Source organism: Achromobacter pulmonis (genome assembly GCF_021733725.1).
Taxonomy (GTDB): Bacteria; Pseudomonadota; Gammaproteobacteria; order Burkholderiales; family Burkholderiaceae_B; genus Achromobacter; species Achromobacter pulmonis.
The window spans coordinates 126,330-148,679 of record NZ_JAIFOT010000001.1; the positions used below are offsets into that span (position 1 = coordinate 126,330).

Annotated in this window: 16 protein-coding genes and 1 tRNA gene; 4 read left to right on the plus strand and 13 right to left on the minus strand. The window is 65.7% G+C overall.

Going from position 1 to position 22,350, the window contains the following annotated elements:
* Positions 1-52: 52 nt before the first annotated feature.
* On the plus strand, positions 53-1,714 hold the full coding sequence (locus K2W61_RS00645; RefSeq protein WP_175132478.1) for a Na/Pi cotransporter family protein: 1,662 nt from the start codon (positions 53-55) through the stop codon (positions 1,712-1,714).
* A gap of 81 nt (positions 1,715-1,795) precedes the next feature.
* Here K2W61_RS00645 and K2W61_RS00650 read toward each other — a convergent pair whose 3' ends face one another.
* The 3 genes from K2W61_RS00650 to polA all read right to left on the minus strand — a co-directional run bounded on the left by K2W61_RS00650 (position 1,796) and on the right by polA (position 6,381).
* Complete coding sequence (locus K2W61_RS00650) at positions 1,796-2,584, minus strand: dienelactone hydrolase family protein (protein ID WP_175132477.1); 789 nt, start codon at positions 2,582-2,584, stop codon at positions 1,796-1,798.
* 117 nt (positions 2,585-2,701) lie between these two features.
* Positions 2,702-3,541, minus strand: a complete 840-nt coding sequence (locus K2W61_RS00655) for a ZIP family metal transporter (protein ID WP_175132476.1) — start codon at positions 3,539-3,541, stop codon at positions 2,702-2,704.
* A 122-nt stretch (positions 3,542-3,663) separates the two neighbouring features.
* A complete protein-coding gene (polA, locus tag K2W61_RS00660; RefSeq protein ID WP_175140828.1) occupies positions 3,664-6,381 on the minus strand; it encodes a DNA polymerase I in 2,718 nt (905 codons plus the stop codon).
* Between polA and K2W61_RS00665 the strand changes: the two genes are divergently transcribed.
* On the plus strand, positions 6,380-7,084 hold the full coding sequence (locus K2W61_RS00665) for an LOG family protein (RefSeq protein WP_452011256.1): 705 nt from the start codon (positions 6,380-6,382) through the stop codon (positions 7,082-7,084). The two genes, polA and K2W61_RS00665, sit on opposite strands and share 2 nt — an antisense overlap.
* A gap of 30 nt (positions 7,085-7,114) precedes the next feature.
* Here the strand turns inward: K2W61_RS00665 and K2W61_RS00670 are convergent, their stop codons facing one another.
* Entirely contained in the window at positions 7,115-8,539 is a 1,425-nt protein-coding gene (locus K2W61_RS00670) for a M20 family metallopeptidase (RefSeq protein ID WP_175132473.1), read from the minus strand.
* 168 nt (positions 8,540-8,707) lie between these two features.
* A complete protein-coding gene (locus K2W61_RS00675) occupies positions 8,708-9,568 on the minus strand; it encodes a LysR family transcriptional regulator (protein ID WP_236754935.1) in 861 nt (286 codons plus the stop codon).
* Between the two features lie 106 nt (positions 9,569-9,674).
* On the opposite strand from K2W61_RS00675, the gene K2W61_RS00680 reads away from it, so the two are divergent.
* The gene (locus tag K2W61_RS00680) at positions 9,675-10,067 is read left to right on the plus strand and encodes a tautomerase family protein (RefSeq protein ID WP_175132471.1); all 393 of its coding nucleotides are present in this window, start codon (positions 9,675-9,677) and stop codon (positions 10,065-10,067) included.
* 115 nt (positions 10,068-10,182) lie between these two features.
* Here the strand turns inward: K2W61_RS00680 and typA are convergent, their stop codons facing one another.
* The 8 genes from typA to scpB form a co-directional block, all read right to left on the minus strand.
* Complete coding sequence (gene typA / locus K2W61_RS00685) at positions 10,183-12,006, minus strand: translational GTPase TypA (protein WP_175132470.1); 1,824 nt, start codon at positions 12,004-12,006, stop codon at positions 10,183-10,185.
* Positions 12,003-12,752 (minus strand): tRNA pseudouridine(55) synthase TruB, encoded by a 750-nt coding sequence (gene truB, locus K2W61_RS00690; RefSeq protein ID WP_175132469.1) that lies wholly within the window; start codon positions 12,750-12,752, stop codon positions 12,003-12,005. The genes typA and truB overlap by 4 nt, the downstream gene beginning before the upstream one ends.
* Before the next feature lie 39 nt (positions 12,753-12,791).
* On the minus strand, positions 12,792-13,193 hold the full coding sequence (rbfA, locus tag K2W61_RS00695; RefSeq protein WP_006388333.1) for a 30S ribosome-binding factor RbfA: 402 nt from the start codon (positions 13,191-13,193) through the stop codon (positions 12,792-12,794).
* A gap of 23 nt (positions 13,194-13,216) precedes the next feature.
* The gene (gene infB / locus K2W61_RS00700; RefSeq protein ID WP_175132468.1) at positions 13,217-16,264 is read right to left on the minus strand and encodes a translation initiation factor IF-2; all 3,048 of its coding nucleotides are present in this window, start codon (positions 16,262-16,264) and stop codon (positions 13,217-13,219) included.
* A gap of 92 nt (positions 16,265-16,356) precedes the next feature.
* Positions 16,357-17,835, minus strand: coding sequence for a transcription termination factor NusA (nusA, locus tag K2W61_RS00705; protein WP_175132467.1), 1,479 nt, complete (start codon positions 17,833-17,835; stop codon positions 16,357-16,359).
* Positions 17,832-18,332: a ribosome maturation factor RimP gene (rimP, locus tag K2W61_RS00710; protein WP_175132466.1), complete on the minus strand. Its 501-nt coding sequence runs from the start codon at positions 18,330-18,332 to the stop codon at positions 17,832-17,834. The genes nusA and rimP overlap by 4 nt, the downstream gene beginning before the upstream one ends.
* A gap of 429 nt (positions 18,333-18,761) precedes the next feature.
* A complete protein-coding gene (gene rluB, locus K2W61_RS00715) occupies positions 18,762-20,510 on the minus strand; it encodes a 23S rRNA pseudouridine(2605) synthase RluB (protein ID WP_175132465.1) in 1,749 nt (582 codons plus the stop codon).
* 35 nt (positions 20,511-20,545) lie between these two features.
* Complete coding sequence (scpB, locus tag K2W61_RS00720; protein ID WP_175132464.1) at positions 20,546-21,796, minus strand: SMC-Scp complex subunit ScpB; 1,251 nt, start codon at positions 21,794-21,796, stop codon at positions 20,546-20,548.
* Positions 21,797-21,858: 62 nt separating this feature from the next.
* Between scpB and K2W61_RS00725 the strand changes: the two genes are divergently transcribed.
* Positions 21,859-21,935, plus strand: a tRNA-Met gene (locus K2W61_RS00725).
* Positions 21,936-22,350: the final 415 nt, after the last annotated feature.

The following is a 22,350-nucleotide window of genomic DNA, read 5'->3' on the forward strand; positions in this document are numbered from 1 at the left end:
GCGATCATTACAGAATTATTTCTTGTCATAAAAAGAACGGAACGACCCAAGGATGTCCGGACTCATCACCCTGCTCGACTTCGCCGGCTATGTCGCCCTGCTGCTCTGGGGCGTGCACATGGTGCAAACAGGCGTGCAGCGCGCCTTTGGCGCCGCCCTCGGCGCCGCCCTGGGCCGGGCCCTCGGGACCCGCCTGCGAGCCTTCGCCGCGGGCCTGGGCATCACCGCCGCGTTGCAAAGCAGTACCGCCACCGGCCTGATGATCACCGGCTTCGCCGCCGGCGGCGTAGTCGGCCTGATGCCGGCCCTGGCCGCCATGCTGGGCGCCAACGTCGGCACCACGCTGATCGTGCAGTTGCTGTCGTTCGACCTGACCTCGCTGGCACCGATCCTGATCCTGGCCGGGGTCTGGATGTTCCGCCGCTACCCACCGGGCCGCACCCGCGACCTGGGCCGGGTCTTCATCGGCCTGGGCCTGCTATTGCTGTCGCTGCATCAATTGGTGGAACTGTTCGAACCCTTCCAGGCCGCGCCGATGCTGGGCATGGTCCTGGACGCACTGGCCACCCAGCCGGTGGCCGCCGTGCTGCTGTCGGCCGCCTTCACCTGGGCGGCCCATTCCAGCGTCGCCGTGGTGGTGCTGGTCATGTCACTGGCCAGCCATCACATGGTGGCGCCGCACGTCGCCTTCGCGCTGGTGCTGGGCGCCAACCTCGGCACCGCCATCAATCCCATGATCGAAGGGGTCACCGGTGACGACCCCGCCGCCCGCCGCCTGCCGCTGGGCAATCTGCTGACCCGCATTCTCGGCGTGCTGGCCGGCCTGATGCTGCTGCCCTGGCTGCAACCGCTGATGAGCGACATGTCCAGCGACCCGGCCCGCGCCGTCGCCAACTTCCACACCCTGTTCAATGCCGTCATCGCCCTGGTGTTCCTGCCGCTGCTGTCCCCCTACGCCGCCCTGCTCACCCGCTGGCTGCCCAAGCGCGCCGATCCCAATGACCCGGCGCGACCGCAGTACCTGGACGAATGGGCCCACGACGTGCCCGCCGTCGCGCTCGGCAACGCCGCCCGCGAAGCGCTGCGCATGGCCGACATGCTGCAGACCCTGCTGCTGTACGCTCGCGCCGGCTTCAAGCGCGACAACCGCCATCGCATGGTGCAGGCGCGCCAGCTCGACGCCGCCCTCGACAAGCTCGAAAACGCCATCACCACCTACCTGGCCACCCTGGACCAGGAAAACATGACGCGCGACGACCTGCAACGCATGGATGACATCCTCGCCTTCATCAGCAACATCGGCCATGCCGGCGACATCGCCCACCACGGCCTGCTCAGCCACATCGCCAAGCTGCGCAAGCAAGGCTGGGTCTTCTCGCCTGAACAGCGCGCCAGTCTCGACGACACCCTGGGTGAACTGATCTCCAACCAGCGCCAGGCCGCCGCCCTGTTCGTCAACGACGACCTGCGCCAGGCCCGCGCCCTGGCTGGCGAAAAATCGCGCTTTCGCACCATCGAAGCCCAGGCCGCCGACACCCATCTGCAGAAGATCAAGGCTGGCCAGGTCGACGCCGCCGAAGTCGGCGCCCTCTACCTCGACATCCTGCGCGACATGAAGGGCATCAATTCCCACCTGGTTGGCGCTGCCGCCTACCCCCTGCTGGCCCGCCACGGCGAACTCCTGCCCAGCCGCCTGCGCGAAGCGGGAAATTAGCCCCCCTGCGCCGCGTGCTTCGCGCTTGCAGCCCCCTCCGAGGGGGCGGGCCCGCCTCCGGGCGGTCGGGCGGCGAGCCTTTCAAAGATACCGCTTGAACCACTCAAGCATCCGCCCCCAACCATCCTTGGCCGCCTCCGCCTGATAACTCATCCGGTAATCCGCCAGGAAGGCATGATCCGCCTGCGGATACACCACGAACGCCGAACGCCGGGCATTCTCATTGCCCGCCGCCAGCTTGGTCTTCATGATCTCGATATCCGACACCGGGATGCTGGCATCCTTGGCCCCGTACAACCCCAGCACCGGCGCATGCAGGTCGTTCACCACATCGAAGGCATAGCGCTTGATCAGCGGCCCATGCCCGGTGCTCAGCTTGCCGTACCAGGCCACGCCCACCTTCACGTCGGGATTGTGCGCCGCGTACATCCACGTCAGGCGCCCGCCCCAGCAGAACCCCGTCACCGCCACCCGCTTGGGATCGCCGCCATGCTGCGCGGCCCAGGCCACGCTGGCGTCGAGGTCGGCGAACACCTGCTCGTCGGGCACCTTGCTCACGATCTCCGCGATCAGCTTGGGAATGTCGGTATAGGTCGAGGCATCGCCCTGGCGCTCGTACAGATCTGCGGCCACCGCCAGGTAACCCGCCTTGGCGATCCGGCGGCAGAGATCCTTGATGTGCTCGTGCACGCCGAAGATTTCCTGGATCACCAGCACCACCGGCAGATCGCGCTTGCCTTGCGGGGCGGCGTAATAGGCGCCGATGGCGCCATCGGCCACGGGCAGCTGGAAATCCCCATGGACCAGCCCCTGGGTATCCGTGTGGATCACGGTGGGGGCGACATTGCCGGCGGCGGCGGAAAAACTCATGGCGAACTCCTGTGTAGGGATCAACGCGGAACCGATACCCCGCGGCTCGCCATCAGGGCGCCCGCGACACTACCGGCCAGATTCGAAAGCAAAGCCGGGTATCGCGCACGCCGCGATTCAATGCGTATGCGTGTGCTCCGCACGCACCGCGCCGTGGCCGGCGCCCGCCTCGTGCTCATGCCCGTGGTGCATCAGGGTCGTCACGCTGTAGATCAGCACGACGCCCACGCCCACCAGCAGCAATTGCGGCACCGCGTCGGCCAGGGATACCCGCTCGTGCATCTGCGGCATCAGGTCGGCCACCGAGATGTAGAGGAAGCTGCTGGCGGCAACCACCAATACGTACGGCACCCAGTCCTGGGCCTGCTGCAGCACGAAGTACCCTATTATGCCGCCCACGGCTGAACACAAGCTGGTGAACAGGATCAGGGCGAACGCGCGGCGCCGCGCCAGACCGGCATTGAGCAACACCACGAAATCACCGAGCTTGTGCGGCACCTCGTGCACGATGATCGACGCCGCCGTCAACACCCCCAGCAACGGATCGGTCAGGAAGGCCGCCGCCACCAGCACGCCATCGCACAGATTGTGCAGCGAACTGCCAACCAGGATCAGCACGCCCCCACGCCCCGCCTCGTGACGGTCGTGGCCATGATGATGGTGGTGCCCGTCGCCCTCATGGTGATGGCTGTGACGCAGCAAGGCGATCTTCTCGAGCACGAAAAAACCGATCAGCGACGCCAGCATCAGCCCGAACAGCACATGGGCGTCGGCCACACCGCTCTCGAACGCTTCCGGCAGCAGATGCAGCAGCGCCACGGACAGCAGCACCCCCACCGACAGGCTGACCATATGGTGCAGGTAATGGGCGAACACCTTGTAAGCCAGCCAGCTGGCGACAAGCACGGCGATAAGACCGCCGGTAACAGTGGCGAGCAGGACCCAGAGCAGCAACATTTTGGGGGACGTATTCTTGGGGAGGAGGAAGCGCAACATTATATTGTTGCAGCCGCAAAAGCAAAAATGGGCCGCCCGAGACGCGGCGGCCCATCCCCGTGGCCGGTCGGCCCCGTGGGCACTCAGTGCGCCTGTTCCCAGTTCTTGCCGACGCCCACCTCCGCCACCAGCGGCACCCGCAGCTCGGCCACATTGCACATCAGCCGCGGCAGGGTTTCCTTGACCAGCGCCAGTTCGGCATCTGGCGCTTCCAGCACCAATTCGTCGTGCACCTGCATGATCATACGGGTCTGCAGCTTTTCGGCGTCGAGCCAGTCCTGCACCGCCACCATGGCCATCTTGATCAGGTCGGCCGCGGTGCCCTGCATCGGCGCGTTGATCGCGGCGCGCTCGGCGCCTTGGCGACGCGGCCCCGAGGCGCCGCGGATCTCCGGCAATTGCAGCCGGCGTCCGAACACGGTCTCGACATAGCCCTGCTCGCGCGCCACCCGGCGCGTGTTTTCCATGTACATCGCCACGCCAGGATAGCGGGCGAAGTAGCGGTCGATATACGCCTGCGCCGCATCGCGCGTGATGCCCAGGTTGGAGGCCAGGCCGAACACGCCCATGCCGTAGATCAGGCCGAAGTTGATGGCCTTGGCCGCGCGCCGCTGCTCGGACGAGACGTCCGCCAGCGCCACCCCGAACACTTCCGACGCCGTGGCGCGGTGGATGTCCTCGCCGGCGGCGAAGGCGCGCTGCAGGTTGGCGTCATCCGACACGTGCGCCATGATGCGCAGTTCGATCTGCGAATAGTCCGCCGACAGCAGCATGCCTTGCTCGGCGATGAAGGCCTCGCGCACCCGGCGTCCGGCCTCGGTGCGCACCGGGATGTTCTGCAGGTTGGGATCGGACGAGGCCAGCCGGCCAGTGATCACCGCGGCCTGTGAATAATGCGTGTGCACGCGGCCGGTGTCCGGGTTGATCATGCGCGGCAGCTTGTCCGTGTAGGTGGACTTCAGCTTGGACAGCCCGCGGTATTCCAGCAGCACCTGCGGCAGCGGGTAGTCCTGCGCCAGCTTGCTCAGCACTTCCTCGTCGGTCGACGGCGCGCCGCCGGCGGTCTTTCGCACCACAGGCAGCTGCATGCGGCCGAACAGGATCTCGCCCAGCTGCTTGGGGGAATTCAGGTTGAAGGGCTGGCCCGCCAGTTCGTAGGCCTTCTGCTCGAGCAGCAGCATTTCCTGGCCAAGCTTGTGGCTCTGGCGGCCCAGCTCAGCCGCATCGACCTTGACGCCGTTGCGCTCGACCGTCGTCAGCACCGCCGACACCTGCATTTCCAGCAGATAGATGCGCTCGAGCCCGGCTTCGGCCGCCACCTGCGGGCGCAACACCTGGTGCAGCTGCAGCGTGAAGTCGGCATCCTCGGCCGCGTAGTGGCCAGCCTTGTCCACCGCCACTTCATCGAAGCCGATCTGCTTGGCGCCCTTGCCGCACAGGTCCTCGTACGAGACGCCGCTGCGGCCCAGGTAGCGCTGCGCCAGGTCGTTCAATCCAACGCCGCGATGCGACTCCAGCACGTAGGCCTGCAGCATGGTGTCTTCGGCGATGCCGGCCAGGCGGATGCCTTCGTTGGCGAACACGTGGGTGTCATACTTGGCATGATGCAGCAGCTTGGCGCGCGAGGCGTCCTGCAGCCAGGGACGCAGCCGCGCCAGCACTTCATCCTTGGGCAATTGGGTCGCGCCGTCCGGGCCGCGGTGCGCCACCGGGATGTAGCAGGCCACGCCCGGCGCCACCGCCATCGACAGGCCGACCAACTTGGCCTGCATCTCGTCCAGCGAGGTGGTCTCCGTATCCAGCGCCACCAGGGACGCCTTGTCCACCAGTTCCATCCAGGCGTCGAACGCAGCCCAGTCGGCGATGATGCGGTAATCCTGTTCCGTTGGCGCGGCCGGCACCTCGGCCGCCACGCGGGCGTCGCCCGTCGGCACGCGCTCGGCATCGCCCGTCAGGTCGCGCAGCCAGGTGCGGAAGCCGTAGCGTTCGTACAGTTCGGTCAGCGTGGCCTCATCGCGGCCGCGCGGCGTCAGGTCGTCGACGCTGTCGACATAGCCCGCCAGGTCGCAGTCGCACTTGACCGTCAGCAACTGGCGCGTCAGCGGAAAGTTGGGAATGGCTTCGCGCAGGTTGTTGCCCGCCACGCCCTTGATCCCCTCGGCGCCCTCGACCAGCTTGTCGATCGAACCGAATTCGGAGATCCACTTGGCCGCCGTCTTGGGGCCGACCTTGGTCACGCCCGGCACGTTGTCGACGGTGTCGCCCACCAGCATCAGGTAGTCGACGATGCGGTCCGGCGTCACGCCGAACTTGTTGACCACGCCGGCCTCGTCCAGCACCTCGCCGCTCATGGTGTTGACCAGCGTGACGTGGCTGTTGACCAGTTGCGCCAGGTCCTTGTCGCCGGTGGACACCACCGTATGCACGCCGCGCTCGGCGGCGCGGCAGGCCAGCGTACCGATCACGTCATCGGCCTCGACGCCTTCGATGGCCAGCACCGGCCAGCCCAGTGCGCGCACGGCGCGGTGGATCGGCTCGATCTGGGCCGCCAGGTCTTCCGGCATGGGCGGGCGGTGCGACTTGTACTCCGGATACAGGTCATCGCGGAAGGTCTTGCCGCGCGCATCGAAAATACATGCGGCATACTCTGCCTTATAGTCGGATACAAGCTTGCGCAACATATTGACTACGCCGTACAGCGCACCCGTAGGTTCGCCTTGCGCGTTGCGCAAATCAGGCATAGCGTGGAAAGCGCGGTACAAGTAGCTTGAACCGTCGACCAGCAATAGGGTTTTTTTCATGGTTACAAAGGCAGATATGGCAACAACTGCGGCAACAACTGCGGCAACCCCCGCCGAAAAACAAATTCCACTGATTATGTCAGAGTTACGGACGGCGGCGGAAAAGCTGGCGCACATCGGGCCCGCGGTCAGTGTCTTCGGCAGCGCCCGTGTCAGCCGCAACTCGCCCCACTATGAAACCACCGTGGCCATCTCGGCCGCGCTGGCCGAGGCGGGATTCGCGGTCATCGCGGGTGGCGGCCCGGGCATCATGGAAGCCGCCAACAAAGGCGCTTTCGAAGCAGGCGGCACCAGCATCGGGCTGAATATCAGCCTGCCGCACGAGGCCCACAACAACGAATATCAAACCATCAGCCTGTCGTTTGAATACTTCTTTTCGCGCAAGGCCACGTTCTTCATGCACAGCATCGCCTACGTGGCGATGCCGGGCGGCTTCGGCACCCTGGACGAGCTCTTCGAAGCGTTGACGCTGATCCAGACCGGCAAAGTCCCGCCCGCCCCCATCGTGCTGGTGGGCAGCGAATACTGGTCCGGCCTGGTCGAATGGCTGGGCGGCCAGGTGCTGGGCAATGGCATGATCGGCGCCCACGACCTGGATCTGTTCATCATCGAGGACGATCCGCGCAAGGTCGTGCGCAAGGTGGTCGAATTCCACCAGAAGGTCAGCACCGAAGCGCAATACGCGCCGTCCCTGCCGGCCTGACACACGCCTGCCCGCCCAACCGGCCTGCTCCTACTTGCGCATGAACGATGGCAGCACGTCCGCCGGAATCGGGCAGACATACGGCTGGCCGCGACGCATCTCCAGCAGTTCCTCCTTGGCGCGCGCCAGCGCCTCGGGCTGGCCATACAGGTCGGCGGCGGTCGCCGCGATGATCTTGGCCGCGTGCACCATGCCCTTGTGCGCCAGCGACAGCTTGCCCTGCGCCACCATCTGCCACGAATGGAACGGCGTGCCATAGGCGTAGCAGGCGCCCCAGCATTGCGCCGTGGGCGTCACCCAACTGACGTCGCCGACGTCGGTCGAGCCATAGCTGATTTCGTGCCTGCCAGGCTCGTACGGCGCCACCCCGCTGAACAGCGGCGTCGGATTGCGCAGCACCGCGCCCAGATTCTTGCCGGCGTTGTCGATGTCATCGGCCGAAATCGCGTCCCACATGCGGCGCGCGGCCTGCTGCTCGCCCTCGGTGTAAGCGGGCCCCTGCAGCGCCAGCATGTTGGCATGCATGACCTGATTGAGCACGCCGTTGGGAATATAGTTCGAGCAGGCCTTGTCGAACACGATCTCCAGCTCGCAGCCGGTCATCAGCGCCGCGCCCCGCGCCACGTTCTTGACCCGCTCATATAGCTCGGCGGCCTGCGAATTGATCGGCGCGCGCACCAGGTACAGCACCTCGGCGCGCGCCTGCACCACATTAGGCGAAATGCCGCCGCTGTTGGTCACCGCATAGTGCACCCGCGCGTCCGGCACCATGTGCTCGCGCAGGTAGTTCACGCCCACGTTCATCAGTTCCACCGCGTCCAGCGCGCTGCGCCCCAGGTGCGGTGAATTGGCCGCATGCGCGGCCACGCCACGAAAGCGGAAATAGGCCTGGATATTGGCCAGCGATGACTGGTAGAAGATACCGGTGTGGGAAGCCGGATGCCAGGTCAGCGCCGCGTCCAGGTCGTCGAACAGTCCCGCCCGCGCCATGAAGGTCTTGCCCGAGCCGCCCTCCTCGGCCGGACAGCCATAGAAACGGATCCGGCCAGGCAGGCCATTGCGCTCAAGGTATTCTTTGACCGCCACCGCCGCGAAATGCGCGGCCGTTCCCAACAAATGGTGGCCGCAGCCATGGCCGTTGCCATTGGGCGTCTCCGGCGACGGCTGGCAGGCGAAGGCGCCGCTTGCCTGGCTCAGCCCCGACAGCGCGTCGTACTCGCCCAGGATGCCGATCACCGGACCACCCGTGCCGGCCTCGGCGACAAAGGCCGTCGGAATGCCGGCCGCATCGCGCGTGACGCGAAAGCCCGCCTCTTGCAGCATGGCGACATGCAGATCGGCCGATTTGTGCTCGTCATAGCGCAGTTCGGCCAGGCTCCAGATGCGGTCGCTCAGCTCGGCGTAGCGGTCGCGGCACGCGTCGATGAACGGGACAACAATATCGATGGCTCCCATCGTGTCTCCAGTGGCGGTCTACAGGTTCTACAGGCGCCGCTCATGCCACGTCGCCGGCGGCGGCAAAACGGCATTCGTCGGACTTGATGCCGGCAGTTTCGATGATTTTGCGATTGGCCGCCAGCGTCAGGCAAGCCCGCCGGCCGCGACGCCAATGCCGTGGCGGGCTCAGCGCAGCGCCCGTTCGATCGCCTCGCGCGCTTGCCCAATGAACGGGTCTTCGCCCGGCCGCGGCGGCAGCAGGCGGAATTCGACATCGGGTAAGGGAGGCAGGCCGGCCGCCTGCAGGCGGCCGATGCCGGGCGCCAGCGCCGATTCGTTCAGGCAGGCCACGCCCAGACCCGCCGCGATCGCCAGCTGCAACCCCGCCACCCCCGAGGCCACGTGCGCCACCACATACGGCACAGCGCGCCGCGCCAGCAAGCGCTCGACATACTGCCGCAGCGCGCACGTCTCGGGCAGCGCCAACAACGGTAATGGGCCCGATGGCCGCGACGCGCCTTCGGCGGCCATCCACAACAGCGATTCGCGCCGCAGCAACAGACCCTGCGCCCGCCCCTTCGATGCGCCGCGCTCCTGGATCACCATTGAAATGCCGACATCGACCTCGCCGCGCTCGTAGGCGGCCTCGATCGCGCCGCTCTTCATGATGGTGACGTGCATGCGCACCTGCGGATACTGCTCGTTCAGACGCCGAAGCAGCCGCGCCACGTCGCCCGGACGAAAGTAATCGGTGATGCACAGGCGCAGTTCGCCGCGCAGTGCCACGCCGCGCAGGTCGCGATAGGCCTCCGCGCTCAGCGCCAGGATGGCGCGCGCATGCGCCAGCAGGCGCTCGCCGGCGGGCGTGGCGATAACACCCGTCTTGCCGCGGATCAGCAGCGGCTGGCCGGCTCGCTCCTCCAGCTTGCGCATCTGCTCACTGACCGACGATTGCGACAGGAATACCTTGGGCGCGGCCGCCGTCAGGCTGCCCGCATCCAGCACCGCCACCAGGGTGCGCAGCTGGTCGAGATCGAATCCGGACATGAATTATCCAACGGTTTATACGATTGATTAAATCGTAAATTCCCGCTTTTCCGATGTCAACACGGTCTCTACACTGGCTCCATTCCCCTCACCCAAGGAGCCTGTCATGCCCCATATCGTCGTCCACGTTTCCGGCCAGCCCGACGCCGCCCGCAACCGCCGCATCGTCGATTCGGTCGCCGACCTGACCCAATCTGTGCTCGGCAAAAAGCTGCCGGTCATCGCCATCACGCTGCAGCACATCGCGCACGATCAATGGTTCATCGGCGCACGCCCCTTGTCGGAACTGGGCAAGAACGCCTTCCATCTGGACATCAGCGTCACCGACGAGACCAACACCAAGGCCGAGAAGGCGCGCTTCATCCAGGAGATCCACGCGTCTTTCAGCGAGATCCTGGGCGAGCTGCACGAATGCTCCTACGTGCATGTGATCGACGCGCGCGCGGCGGCCTATGGTTATGGCGGCAAGACGCAGGAATACCGCCACCAGCACGCCTGAGGCCGGCGCGCCGCGCGGCCGCCTTAGCCCCCGCCGGCGGCCAAAAAAAAGCCGCACACGCGAAAGGTGTGCGGCTTTTCCGATTTCCAGGCACGCGGGGAGCGCCCCGCCCGCCTTACACGGCGGCTTCGCGCGCGGCGCGCTTGCGCTCGTTTTCCTGCAGATAGCGCTTGCGCAGGCGGATCGACTTGGGCGTGATCTCGACCAGTTCGTCGTCGTCGATGAATTCCACCGCGTATTCCAGCGACATCTGGATCGGCGGCACCAGGCGCACGGCTTCGTCGGTGCCCGAAGCGCGCACGTTGGTCAGCTGCTTGCCCTTGATCGGGTTCACGACCAGGTCGTTGTCGCGGCTGTGGATGCCGATGATCATGCCTTCGTACAGCGCATCGCCCGGGTTCACGAACATGCGGCCGCGATCCTGCAGCTTCCACAACGCGTAGGCCACGGCATCGCCGTTGTCCTGGCTGATCAGCACGCCATTGCGGCGCTCGCCGATCGAGCCTTCCTTGATGGGCGCGTACTCGTGGAAGATATGGCTCATCAGGCCGGTGCCGCGCGTCAGCGTCAGGAACTCGTTCTGGAAGCCGATCAGGCCACGAGCGGGGATCAGGTATTCCAGGCGGGTGCGGCCACGGCCGTCCGGCTGCATGTCCTGCAGATCACCCTTGCGGCGGCCCAGTTCTTCCATCACGCCGCCCTGGTGAGCGTCCTCGACGTCGATGGTCAGCGATTCGAACGGCTCGCACTTGACGCCGTCGACTTCCTTGAACACCACACGCGGACGCGACACGGCCAGCTCATAGCCCTCGCGACGCATCGTTTCCAGCAGGATGGTCAGGTGCAGTTCGCCACGGCCCGACACCTCGAACACGGTATCGTCACCCGTGTCGCGCACGCGCAGCGCCACGTTCGACTTCAGTTCGCGGTCCAGTCGGTCGCGCAGCTGGCGGCTGGTGACGAACTTGCCTTCACGGCCGGCCAGCGGCGAGGTGTTGACCATGAAGTTCATGGTCAGCGTCGGCTCGTCGATGCGCAGCATCGGCAGCACGTCTTGCGTCACCGGGTCGGTCACGGTGCAGCCGATGCCCAGGTCTTCGATCCCGTTGATCAGCACGATGTCGCCGGCTTCGGCTTCATCCACCACGACGCGCTCCAGGCCGTGGAACTTCAGCACCTGGTTGATGCGGCCGCGGCCGCCCTGGCCTTCGGGACCGAACTTGTAGGCCACTTCCATGCCGGGACGCATGCGGCCGCGGTTGATGCGGCCCACGCCAATCTTGCCGACGTAGCTGTTGTAGTCCAGCGAGATGATCTGCATCTGCAGCGGACCGTTGGGATCGTCGTCACGCTGCGGCACGTGTTGCAGGATGGCCTCGAACAGCGGGCGCATGTCGCCTTCGCGCACGTCCGCGCTCAGGCCGGCGTAACCGGACAGGCCCGAGGCGTACACCACCGGGAAGTCCAGTTGCTCGTCGGTCGCGCCCAGCTTGTCGAACAGGTCGAAGGTGGCGTTGATGACGAAATCGGTGCGGGCACCCGGACGGTCCACCTTGTTGACCACCACGATGGGCTTGAGGCCCAGGGCCAGCGCCTTGCGGGTCACGAAGATGGTCTGCGGCATCGGGCCTTCCACGGCGTCGACCAGCAGCAGCACGCCGTCGACCATCGACAGTACGCGTTCGACTTCGCCACCGAAGTCCGCGTGCCCCGGGGTGTCGACGATGTTGATGTGCGTGCCTTCGTATTCAACGGCACAGTTCTTGGCCAGAATCGTGATGCCGCGTTCCTTTTCCAGGTCGTTCGAGTCCATGACCCGTTCGGTCACCGCCTGGTTTTCGCGGAAGGTGCCGGATTGGCGCAGCAGCTGGTCGACCAGGGTGGTTTTACCGTGGTCCACGTGGGCGATGATGGCGACGTTGCGCAAGGCGCGAGTCATAGCGTGTCCTTTAAGGTGGTGGCGGGCAGCAAGCCCGCCGGCAATTCGTTCAGTGCAAGCAATGCCTGCTTCGGGTCTGGCATCGCCTGCAAGGCATCCAGCGCAACGGCGCGTTCCAGAGAAAAAGGCCCGACGTGCGTGCGCCGCAGCGCCGCCAGGTGGGCGTAACAGCCCAGCGCGCGCCCGATGTCCTGGGCCAGCGTCCGGATGTATGTGCCTTTACTGCAAGCCACATCGATCTCTGCCTGCGTCCCGTTCAGGGACAGCAGCTCGATGCGGTAAATCGTAATCTGCCGCGGCGGGCGTTCCAGCTCGATGCCCTGCCGCGCGTATTCGTACAGCGGCTTGCCGTCGCGCTTGAGCGCCGAATACATGGGCGGAATCTGCTCGATCGTGCCGGAAAATCGTGACAGCGCGTCGCGCAGCGCCTGCTCCTGGACTACGAAGCCGGGCGCGGCGGTGGCCACCACGTTGCCGGTCAGGTCGCCCGAGTCGGTTTCCTCGCCAAATTGCAGCGTAGCGCGATACGCCTTGTCGGCGTCAAGCATCGCGCCGGAAATTTTTGTCGCCCGCCCCATGCAGCACACCAGCAAGCCGGTGGCGAATGGGTCGAGGGTGCCGGTATGGCCGGCTTTCGCCGCGTCCATGGCACGCTTGGCGCGTTGCAAGGCGTGATTGCTCGACAAACCCACGGGTTTGTCGAGCAACAGCACACCGTCGAGCGCAAGCCCGCGTCGTTTAGCCATCGTCGGAATCCGGAAATTAAAGCAGTGACGACAGCCCGATCAGGACTGGTCTTCAGGTTCGTCGGGCACGCCCGAGTGCGGGCCGGGCCGGTTTGCGCGGTCGATGAGGATCGACATTTCGATACCACGGGCAATCTGCTCGTCGTGGAAGAAACGCAAAGTGGGGACAGTATGAATGTGCAGCAGCTTGTACAACTGCGAGTGCAGCCAGCCGGCCTTCTCGTTCAGCAAGGCGGTCGCGGCCTCGGGCTCGGCGCCCAGAACCGTGAAATACACCTTGGCATGCGCGTAGTCGGTCGACAGTTCCACACCGGAGAGCGTGATCAAGCCAGCGCGGGTCGTGTCGATCTCGCGCTGGATGATCCCGGCCAGATCCTTCTGGATCTGGTCGGCCAGCCGCAGATTGCGGCCGGGGATGGCTTTGGACTTGTGACGGCTCATTAGAAGCAATGCCTCGCGACGCTTTACAGCGTACGCGCGATTTCCTTGATTTCAAAGACTTCCAGCTGGTCGCCCACCTGGATGTCGTTGTTGCCGCGCAGCGTAAGACCGCAATCGAAGCCCGACTTGACTTCCTTGACGTCATCCTTGAAGCGGCGCAGCGAATCGAGCTGGCCGGTCCATTGAACCACGTTGTTGCGCAGCAGGCGGACCTGCGAATCGCGACGCACCAGGCCGTCGAGCACCATGCAACCGGCGATGTTGCCGATGCGGGAGATGCTGTAGACCTCGCGGATCTCGACCAGGCCGATGATCTCTTCCTTCTTCTCGGGCGCCAGCATGCCCGACATGGCCGCCTTCACTTCATCCACGGCGTCGTAGATGATGTTGTAGTAGCGCACGTCGATGCCGTTGGTCTCGGCCAGCTTCTTGGCGCTGGCTTCGGCGCGGACATTGAAGCCGATCACCACGGCGTTCGAGGCGATCGCCAGGTTGATGTCGCTTTCCGAGATGCCGCCCACGGCCGCGTGCACCACTTGCACGCGCACTTCGTCGGTCGACAGCTTGGTCAGCGACTGCACCAGCGCTTCCTGCGAACCCTGGACGTCGGTCTTGACGATCAGCGCCAGGGTCTGGGTGCCTTCGCCCAGGTTGTCGAACATCGATTCCAGCTTGGCGGCCTGCTGGCGCGCCAGCTTGACGTCGCGGAACTTGCCCTGGCGGAACAGCGCGATTTCGCGCGCCTTGCGCTCGTCGGACAGCACCATCAGTTCGTCGCCGGCAGCCGGCACTTCGGTCAGGCCCTGGATTTCCACCGGGATCGACGGGCCGGCGGCCTGGATCGGCTTGCCGTTCTCGTCGAGCATGGCGCGGACGCGGCCGAAGCTGGCGCCAGCCAGCACCACGTCGCCACGATTCAGCGTGCCGCTCTGGACCAGGATGGTCGCGACCGGGCCGCGGCCCTTGTCCAGACGGGCTTCGATCACCAGGCCCTTGGCGGGCGCGTCGACCGGCGCCTTCAGTTCCAGCAGCTCGGCTTGCAGCAGCACGTTCTCGAGCAGGGCGTCGATGCCCTCGCCGGTCTTGGCCGACACCGGCACGAACGGCACGTCGCCACCGTATTCTTCCGGCACCACTTCCTCGGCGACCAGTTCCTGCTTGACACGCTCGGCGTTGGCGCTGGGCTTGTCGATCTTGGTCATGGCCACCACCATCGGCACGCCCGCGGCCTTGGCATGGTGGATGGCTTCACGCGTCTGCGGCATCACGCCGTCGTCGGCCGCGCACACCAGGATGACGATGTCGGTGGCCTTGGCGCCACGGGCACGCATGGCGGTGAACGCCTCGTGGCCCGGGGTGTCCAGGAAGGTCACCATGCCACGCTCGGTTTCAACGTGGTAGGCGCCAATGTGCTGCGTAATGCCGCCGGCTTCGCCCGCGGCGACCTTGGCGCGGCGGATGTAATCCAGCAGCGAGGTCTTGCCGTGGTCGACGTGGCCCATCACGGTCACGACCGGGGCGCGCGGCAGCTGTTCGGCTTCCGACACGTTGGCGGTTTCGTCCAGGAAGGCTTCCGGATCGTCCAGCTTGGCGGCGATCGCCACGTGGCCCAGTTCCTCGACCACGATCATGGCGGTTTCCTGGTCCAGCACCTGGTTGATGGTGACCATCTGGCCCAGCTTCATCAATTGCTTGATGACTTCGGCGGCCTTGACGGACATCTTGTGGGCCAGGTCGGCCACGCTGATGGTTTCCGGCACGTGCACTTCACGCGCGATGAATTCCTGCGGCGCCGGCTCGTTGCGGCGATCGTTATGCTGGTTGCGGCCACCGCGGCCGCCCCCCTTGCCACCGCCCTTGCCGCCGGCACGCCAGCCATCACGGCTGGCAGGCGCCGCCGGCTTGTCGGCGGGCTTCTTGCGGGAGGCGTCGTCCGACCAGGTCGAGGCCACTTCGGCCGTCTTGATGGTCTTCTTGGAGCCCGGGGCGGCCGGCTTGGCGTCCTTCTTGGCGCCAGGGGCCGCGGCGGCCTTGCCGGCCGGCTTGTGCAACGTGCCCGAAATCGGGGCGGCCGCCGGCGCTTCGGGTTCGGGGGCGCGCAAGACCTTGCGCGGACGGTTCAGCATCTCGCGCAACGCGGCGGCCTCGGCTTCGGCGGCGCGGCGGGCTTCGTCGCGGCCAGCACCCGTGGCGGAAGCGGCGAGCGGCGGCCCGGCGCGGCGGTTGTCGGCACGGTTGCCCACCCTGGGGGCGGGCGCGGCAGCCTCCGCGGGCTTCGCGGCGGATTTGACGGATTCGGATTTCGCGGCAGGCGGGACCTGGGCGGCGACAGGCGCGGCGGCCTGCGATGACGATGGTTCGGACTTATTGGCTAGCACAACGGGTTCCGGCGTGGCTTCTTCAGCCTTGGGCTCGGTGGATTCAGTCTTGACTTCGGGCTTGGCCTCTTCGGCCACGGGCTCGGCAGGAGCGGGCGCCGGCGTCGGTTCCGGTTCAGGCTGGGCCTGGACCTCGGCGGCGGGAGCCGCGACGGGGGCGGGCACTTCGGCCGCGACGGGTTCTACAGGCGCGGCCGCTTCCACCGGCGCGGGCGCTTCTACGGCAGCGGGCTCAGACACCGGGGCGGGAGCCGCCGCCTGGACAGGCGTGGCTTCGCGCGGTTCGGCCGGCTTGACCGCCTCGGGCACGGCCGGTGCGGACACCTGCTGTGCTTCCTCGGCAGTCGTTTCTTCCTCAGCGCGGGCGCTGGCGGCCTGCTCCAGGGCGATTTCGGAGGGATCACGCTTGACGAACACGCGTTTCTTACGGACCTCGACCTGGATGGTGCGCGAGCGGCCGGTGGCGTCAGCCTGGCGGATCTCGGAGGTCTGGCGGCGCGTCAGGGTGATCTTCTTGCCTTCGGTGGCGCCGTGGGCGCGGCGCAGCGATTCGAGCAATTTCGCCTTGTCGCTGTCGGTGACGGAATCGTCCACCGATTTGAGGTCAACGCCAGCCGAGCGCAGCTGTTCCAGCAGCACATTGGCAGGCATTTTCAGCTCGGTAGCGAACTGGGCGACGGTGTTACTCGACATTAGGCTCTCTCTTCCCTATATGCAGCTATTACAAACAACGTGAACATGCGGCGGACAGCTTAGCCATCGGCCACAGACCCGTGTCCTTTTGGTTATTCTTCATCGAACCAATGGGCGCGGGCACGCATGATGAGGTCGCTGGCTTCCTGCTCGGTCAGGCCGGCGATTTCCGCCAGCTCGTCCGTCGCCAGTTCGGCCAGATCATCACGCGTATGCACTTGACGCTCGGCCAGCTTGGCGGCCAACTCCGGCGTCATGCCTTCGAGCTCGAGCAGGTCCTGAGCCGTTTCAAGGCGCTCCTCCTGGGCGATGGCCTCGGTCAGCAGCGCATTGCGGGCACGGGCGCGCAACTCATTGATGGTGTCTTCGTCAAACGCCTCGATTTCCAGCAGTTCCTGCATGGGCACGTAGGCGATTTCCTCGATACCGGTGAAACCTTCGTCAATCAGGATGTCGGCGACTTCCTCATCGACGTCCAGCTTGTTCATGAACGTGGCGCGCAGACCCGAACGCTCGACTTCCTGGCGGTTCAGGCTTTCTTCCGGCGTCATGATGTTGATCTGCCAGCCGGTCAGCTCGGATGCCAGGCGCACGTTCTGGCCCTTGGCGCCGATCGCCTTGGGCAGGTTTTCCTCGTCCACCACGACGTCCATCGCATGCTTGTCTTCGTCCACCACGATGGACTCGACGTTGGCCGGGGCCAGCGCACCGATGACGAATTGCGCGGGGTCTTCCGACCACAGGACGATGTCGACCTGTTCGCCGCCCAGTTCGTTGCGCACGGCGGTCACGCGCGACCCGCGCATGCCGACGCAAGTACCGATGGGGTCGATACGCTTATCGTATGCCACCACGGCGATCTTCGCACGCACGCCGGCATCACGCGCCGCCGCCTTGATCTCGAGCAGACCCTGCTCGATCTCGGGCACTTCATTCTCGAACAGCTGGCGGATGAACTCCGGCGAGGTGCGCGACAGGATGACCTGCTGGCCACGGGCGGCGTGGTCAACACGCAACACGTAGGCACGGACCCGGTCGGCCACCCGCAGGTTTTCCTTCGGAATCATTTCGGAACGCGGCAGGCGCGCTTCGATCTTGCCGGTCTCGATGATGGCATCGCCCTTGTCCATGCGCTTGATGGTGCCGGACACGATGGTTTCGCCGCGATCGAGGAAGTCGTTCAGCACCTGCTCGCGCTCGGCGTCGCGGATCTTCTGCAGGATCGCCTGCTTGGCGGCCTGGGCGCCGATGCGACCGAACTCGATGGGCTCGAGCGGCTCCTCGATGTACTCGCCAACCTGGATGTTGGGCACGATCTCGATCGCGTCCGACAGCATTTCCTGCTTGTCGGGCTCTTGCAGGCCCGCTTCATCGGGCACCACCAGCCAGCGCCGGAAACCTTCGTGGTCACCGGTTTCACGATCGATGGCAACACGAATGTCCGCATCATCCTTGAAGCGCTTTTTCATGGCCGAGGCCAGCGCGCTTTCCAGCGCCCCGAACACGACATCACGCGTGACGTTCTTTTCACGCGCCAAGGCATCGACCAACAGAAGAATTTCGCGACTCATCGCTTTTTGCCCTTGAAATCCAGAACGGGATCCAGTTTTGCACGCTCGATATCCTCGACCGTGAAATTCAACACCTGGACGTCGTTCTTTTTTGCCTCAAATTCGAGACCGAACACGGTCTTGTGCATCGCTGCGGCGGCATCGCCCGCGGGCGCCTCCTCGGGCACGGTCAACGTGCCGGAGAAAACCTTGCGCCCGTCCAATGCCTCGCGCAGCTTGATCTCGATGCGTTCGCCAGCGAAGCGGCGGAACTCGGCCTCGTTGCGCAGCGGGCGATCCACGCCCGGCGAACCGACTTCCAGCCGCTTGTAGTCGATGTTCTCGACCTCGTACACCCGCGACAATTGGCGGGAGACCTGCTCGCAGTCTTCGATGCGCACACCGCCGACCCGATCGATCGTGACGCGCAAAAGGCCCAGCGCAGCACGTTCGACGTCGACGAGTTCGACGTCCATGCCAGCCAGCGCCTCTTCGGTCAATGCGAATAAATCAGCCATATACTCAAAAAAAATGGGCTGCACGCCCAGCCCACCGTATTGCACAGTGCCCAGCCGCCACCCTACTACACGTAAGGAGCAATGCTGGGCAGCGCCCTATATTGCGACCTAATTTTTGCGACCTAAATTCGGCTTGCGCCGCCCTTGCGGCGCACTTGCCAACTTCGCGCCACGCCGGCCACCAAAACCACGATGCGATCCCTCGCACCCCGGCCAAAGTGGCCCGCGGCGCATGCTGCGTTCATGAAAAATGCGGCGCAGGCAGCAAGACCCGGGCATCCAAACCATGAACGCGCAATCAACGCGAAGCCATGAAAACCATTGATTTTACCAGATAAACCGGAAAAACGCCTGATTCGTCACGGGCTTACGTTTATTTGGGACACATCCAGGCGGCAGCGCCGCGCCGATGCCGTCCCGGGGGACGGTTCAGCGCCCCCGGCCGCCCCGGCCGCCCATCACGCCGAGGCGTGATTCATGCGCCGACGCCCCACGCGGTTGCCAATCGTCGCCACGCGGACCGGAACCGGAACCACTGCGCGCGGCGCGCGGCTTGCCACCGGCACCCGGCCCCTTGTTGCCGCCGCCGGTACGCGCGCCCTCGGCCTTGTTACCGCCGCGGCCGGCACCAGCGGGCTTGCCCGCCCGTGCCGCATTGCCACCGCGCCCGCCTGCGGGCTTGCCGGACTTGGCGCCAGCCGGCTTGCGGCCACCGCCCGCCGGCGCTTCGGTCGTGGCGACGGCCGGGCCATTGTTGGCGGCCGCGGCGCGCACGCCGCGCCCCTTGCCACCGCCCGGCTTGCCACCCGTACGCGCGCCCGCCTTGTTACCCCCACCCGCGCCACGGCCGCCGGCGGCCTTGCCGCCCTTGCGATTGCCGTTGGCCTCGCCAGCCAGCGGATGGCCATTGGCATAGCCGCCGGCGATCATCAAACCGGTGCCGAAGGGGTCGGACGGACACGCCATCGCCTGGCCGGCGCTGCCGGCACGGCCACCCTGGATCTTGCCGCGGCGACCGACGCGGGCGCCATTCATGCCATTGCGTTCCAGGGTACCGAAGCCGGGCGGCAGGGCGCTGTCATGCGACTGCGGCTGCTTGGAGCGGCGGCGGTTGCCGCCGGCCTCGTCATCATCACGCAGCAGGCCGAGCTGAACCATCAGCGCGGTCACCAGTGATGCATCGAGTTCTTCCCACCGGCCACGGCGCAGCGTGCGCGGCAGCACCACATCACCGAAACGGGTGCGGATCAGCCGGCTGACGGTCACGCCGACCGCCTCGAACATGCGACGCACTTCGCGATTGCGGCCTTCCTGCAGCGTCACGCGGTACCAGCGATTGCTGCCATCGCCCCCCAGGTAATCGAGCGCGCCGAACGCCGCCAGGCCATCTTCGAGTTCGATGCCGTCAACCAGCGACTGGCGCTGCGCCTCGTCCATCTCACCCAGCACGCGCACCGCGTATTCGCGTTCAGTGCCATAGCGCGGATGCATGATGCGATTGGCCATGTCACCCGAGGTGGTGAAAATCAGCAGGCCTTCAGTATTCAGGTCGAGCCGGCCGACCGACAGCCACTTGCCGGTGCGCAGCTTGGGCAAGCGCGCGAACACGCTGGCGCGGCCACCCGGATCATCATGACTGACGATCTCGCCCGCCGGCTTGTGATACAGAATCACGCGCGGCGGCTTCTTGGTATTGGTGCGCATGATGGGCTTGCCATTGACGCGCACCTGATCGTTCGGCGCCACGCGCTGACCGATATGCGCCGGCTCGCCATTGACCGACACCCGGCCGGCCACGATCAGCTCTTCCATTTCGCGGCGCGAACCGATTCCTGCGTCGGCCAGCACCTTGTGCAGCTTGGGCATGACCGCCTCGCTATTGAGGTACTTGCCCAGCCGCTGTTCCATGCGATCGGCCGTATCCAGGTAAGCCAGCGCCTGTTCGGCCTCCTGCTCGCCGCCACGGTTGTCCGCGCTGTCGGCCTGAGCGGACGCGGCGGTTTCGCCAGCGGGCGCCTGCTCGGCGGCGGCGGCATCGCCGCGACGGCGTCGGAACGGCGTGCGCAGCTTGCGGCCTCGGCCACGGGCCTCGCCCTCGACGGCCGGTTCGCGGCCGGCGGATGCCTCCGCCGGCCCGTTGGAAACGGCATCATCCGGACGGGGGGTCTCGTCCTGCATTGCGGTATTCGTTGTCACTGGGACAGCTCCGAATTTCAAACTTGGGAAGGCCTGCCGGAAGCAGGCGCATCGTCATCGGGGGACTCGGGTTCGCGATCAGCCTCGGGCTGACCGGAATCCGGCACGGCGGGCTCCGCCACGGCGGAGTCCGTATCAGGCTCGAACAGCCCAGCGCCAGGCGCCAGGGCTTCGGCCTCGTCTATCGGTTCGGTCGGTTTCGCGCTTTCCGTGTGCTCGACAGCCTCGTCCGCGGCGCCGGACCCGGCGGCTGCGTCAGTACTGCCAGTTTCTGCGGAATGGTCGGGCGACCTGCCATGCGCCTCTTGGGCGACATCCAGGGCCGGCACCTCGGCTTCATCGAAGCGTCCGGCGTTCTCGATGCCCACGGATGGCGCATCGGACAAGCTTTCAGCCCGCTCCCCGACGGTGGAATCGTCTGCGGGAATCGCGTCTTCTTCGGTGCGCGAAAGGCTGAATTCTACGCTATCGTCCGCCGCCTTGGGGATATCGTCGTCCGAAACAGACAATTCCACCATCGAAATATTGGATTGCGCCTCACTATCGGACAACGCAACCGGCACGCCCTCCTCATCGGCATGCGCCTCGCCGCCCTGCCCGACCGCCTCCCCAGCATCATCGGCCGCCACGGCGCCTTGCGCGGCAACGCCTTCCGTCGCGACACCATCCACCGCCGCGCCATCCGCGGCTTCCGCCAATTGCTGCACCTCACCCAGATCCAGGCCGGCCAGCGCGGCGGCGGCATGGGCGGACTCCAGCGCAGGCAATTCATCCAGCGCGCGCAGCCCCAGGTCATCCAGGAATTGCCGCGTGGTGCCGAACAGCGCCGGCCGCCCGGGGGCGTCGCGATGACCAATCACTTCGATCCAGCCTCGGTCCTCGAGCGCCTTGACGATATTCGACGACACGGTCACGCCGCGGATGTCCTCGATATCACCGCGCGTCACCGGCTGGCGCCAGGCCACGATGGCCAGGGTTTCCATGACCGCGCGCGAATACTTGGGCGGCTTTTCGGGATTGAGCCGCTCAAGGTAGCGCTGCATGTGCGGACGGCTCTGGAAACGCCAGCCGGTCGCCAACTGCACCAACTCCAGACCGCCGTCGGCCCAGTTGCTCTGCAGTGTTTCGAGCAACGCGCGCAGGGCACTATTGTCGAATTGCTCATCGTCCCCGAACAGCTTGCGCATTTCGGACAGTTGCATCGGCTGCACCGCGCAAAGCAGCGCGGTCTCCAGCACGAGTATTGCCTCGCTATCGTTCATCGACATTCAGATTCAAAAAAGGCTAACTTGCGTTAGGTTGAAAATAAGGCTAATATTCTTTTCTCAGACGCGGGGTGGAGCAGTCTGGCAGCTCGTCGGGCTCATAACCCGAAGGTCGTAGGTTCAAATCCTGCCCCCGCAACCAAATTGATCAAGGCCTGGCGAATGCGCCGGGCCTTTTTCATTTGCGGCCGGCGCGTTTCCATCGACCGGCTCGACGCACGACTCGGCTCACCCAGGGCGCTACCGCGCAAAGCGCGTTGCCCGGCCCATCCCGCGCGAACGGCATGAACGAGCGCAACAAAAGAATGGCCGGAAGGACGAGACAGAAGCGCAGATGACGGGGAAACAGGCGGGACGGCGGTCCACGCAGCCGTCCGCGCCACGACTTGGGCAGAACAGCTACAGCAGACAACGCTGGTTTGCGTATTTCTCACGAGAATCCTGTATTTATTGCCAATCCGCCAACTGCCCTGCCAACCACCCCGCAAGCCGTCTGCGAGCGCCGCAGCCCCATGCGGTAAAACCGACACCATACGGAGCCGACCGCAAGTACACCG

Excerpts from the sequence above, each read along its gene's own strand:
- polA (WP_175140828.1), bottom strand. The coding sequence starts at position 6,381 with ATGAAAAAAACCCTATTGCTGGTCGACGGTTCAAGCTACTTGTACCGC.
- truB (WP_175132469.1), bottom strand. The coding sequence starts at position 12,752 with ATGGCTAAACGACGCGGGCTTGCGCTCGACGGTGTGCTGTTGCTCGAC.
- K2W61_RS00665 (WP_452011256.1), top strand. The coding sequence starts at position 6,380 with ATGGTTACAAAGGCAGATATGGCAACAACTGCGGCAACAACTGCGGCA.
- rluB (WP_175132465.1), bottom strand. The coding sequence starts at position 20,510 with ATGCAGGACGAGACCCCCCGTCCGGATGATGCCGTTTCCAACGGGCCG.
- scpB (WP_175132464.1), bottom strand. The coding sequence starts at position 21,796 with ATGTCGATGAACGATAGCGAGGCAATACTCGTGCTGGAGACCGCGCTG.
- infB (WP_175132468.1), bottom strand. The coding sequence starts at position 16,264 with ATGTCGAGTAACACCGTCGCCCAGTTCGCTACCGAGCTGAAAATGCCT.
- typA (WP_175132470.1), bottom strand. The coding sequence starts at position 12,006 with ATGACTCGCGCCTTGCGCAACGTCGCCATCATCGCCCACGTGGACCAC.
- rimP (WP_175132466.1), bottom strand. The coding sequence starts at position 18,332 with ATGGCTGATTTATTCGCATTGACCGAAGAGGCGCTGGCTGGCATGGAC.
- K2W61_RS00675 (WP_236754935.1), bottom strand. The coding sequence starts at position 9,568 with ATGTCCGGATTCGATCTCGACCAGCTGCGCACCCTGGTGGCGGTGCTG.
- K2W61_RS00645 (WP_175132478.1), top strand. The coding sequence starts at position 53 with ATGTCCGGACTCATCACCCTGCTCGACTTCGCCGGCTATGTCGCCCTG.
- rbfA (WP_006388333.1), bottom strand. The coding sequence starts at position 13,193 with ATGAGCCGTCACAAGTCCAAAGCCATCCCCGGCCGCAATCTGCGGCTG.
- K2W61_RS00655 (WP_175132476.1), bottom strand. The coding sequence starts at position 3,541 with ATGTTGCTGCTCTGGGTCCTGCTCGCCACTGTTACCGGCGGTCTTATC.
- K2W61_RS00650 (WP_175132477.1), bottom strand. The coding sequence starts at position 2,584 with ATGAGTTTTTCCGCCGCCGCCGGCAATGTCGCCCCCACCGTGATCCAC.
- K2W61_RS00680 (WP_175132471.1), top strand. The coding sequence starts at position 9,675 with ATGCCCCATATCGTCGTCCACGTTTCCGGCCAGCCCGACGCCGCCCGC.
- nusA (WP_175132467.1), bottom strand. The coding sequence starts at position 17,835 with ATGAGTCGCGAAATTCTTCTGTTGGTCGATGCCTTGGCGCGTGAAAAG.
- K2W61_RS00670 (WP_175132473.1), bottom strand. The coding sequence starts at position 8,539 with ATGGGAGCCATCGATATTGTTGTCCCGTTCATCGACGCGTGCCGCGAC.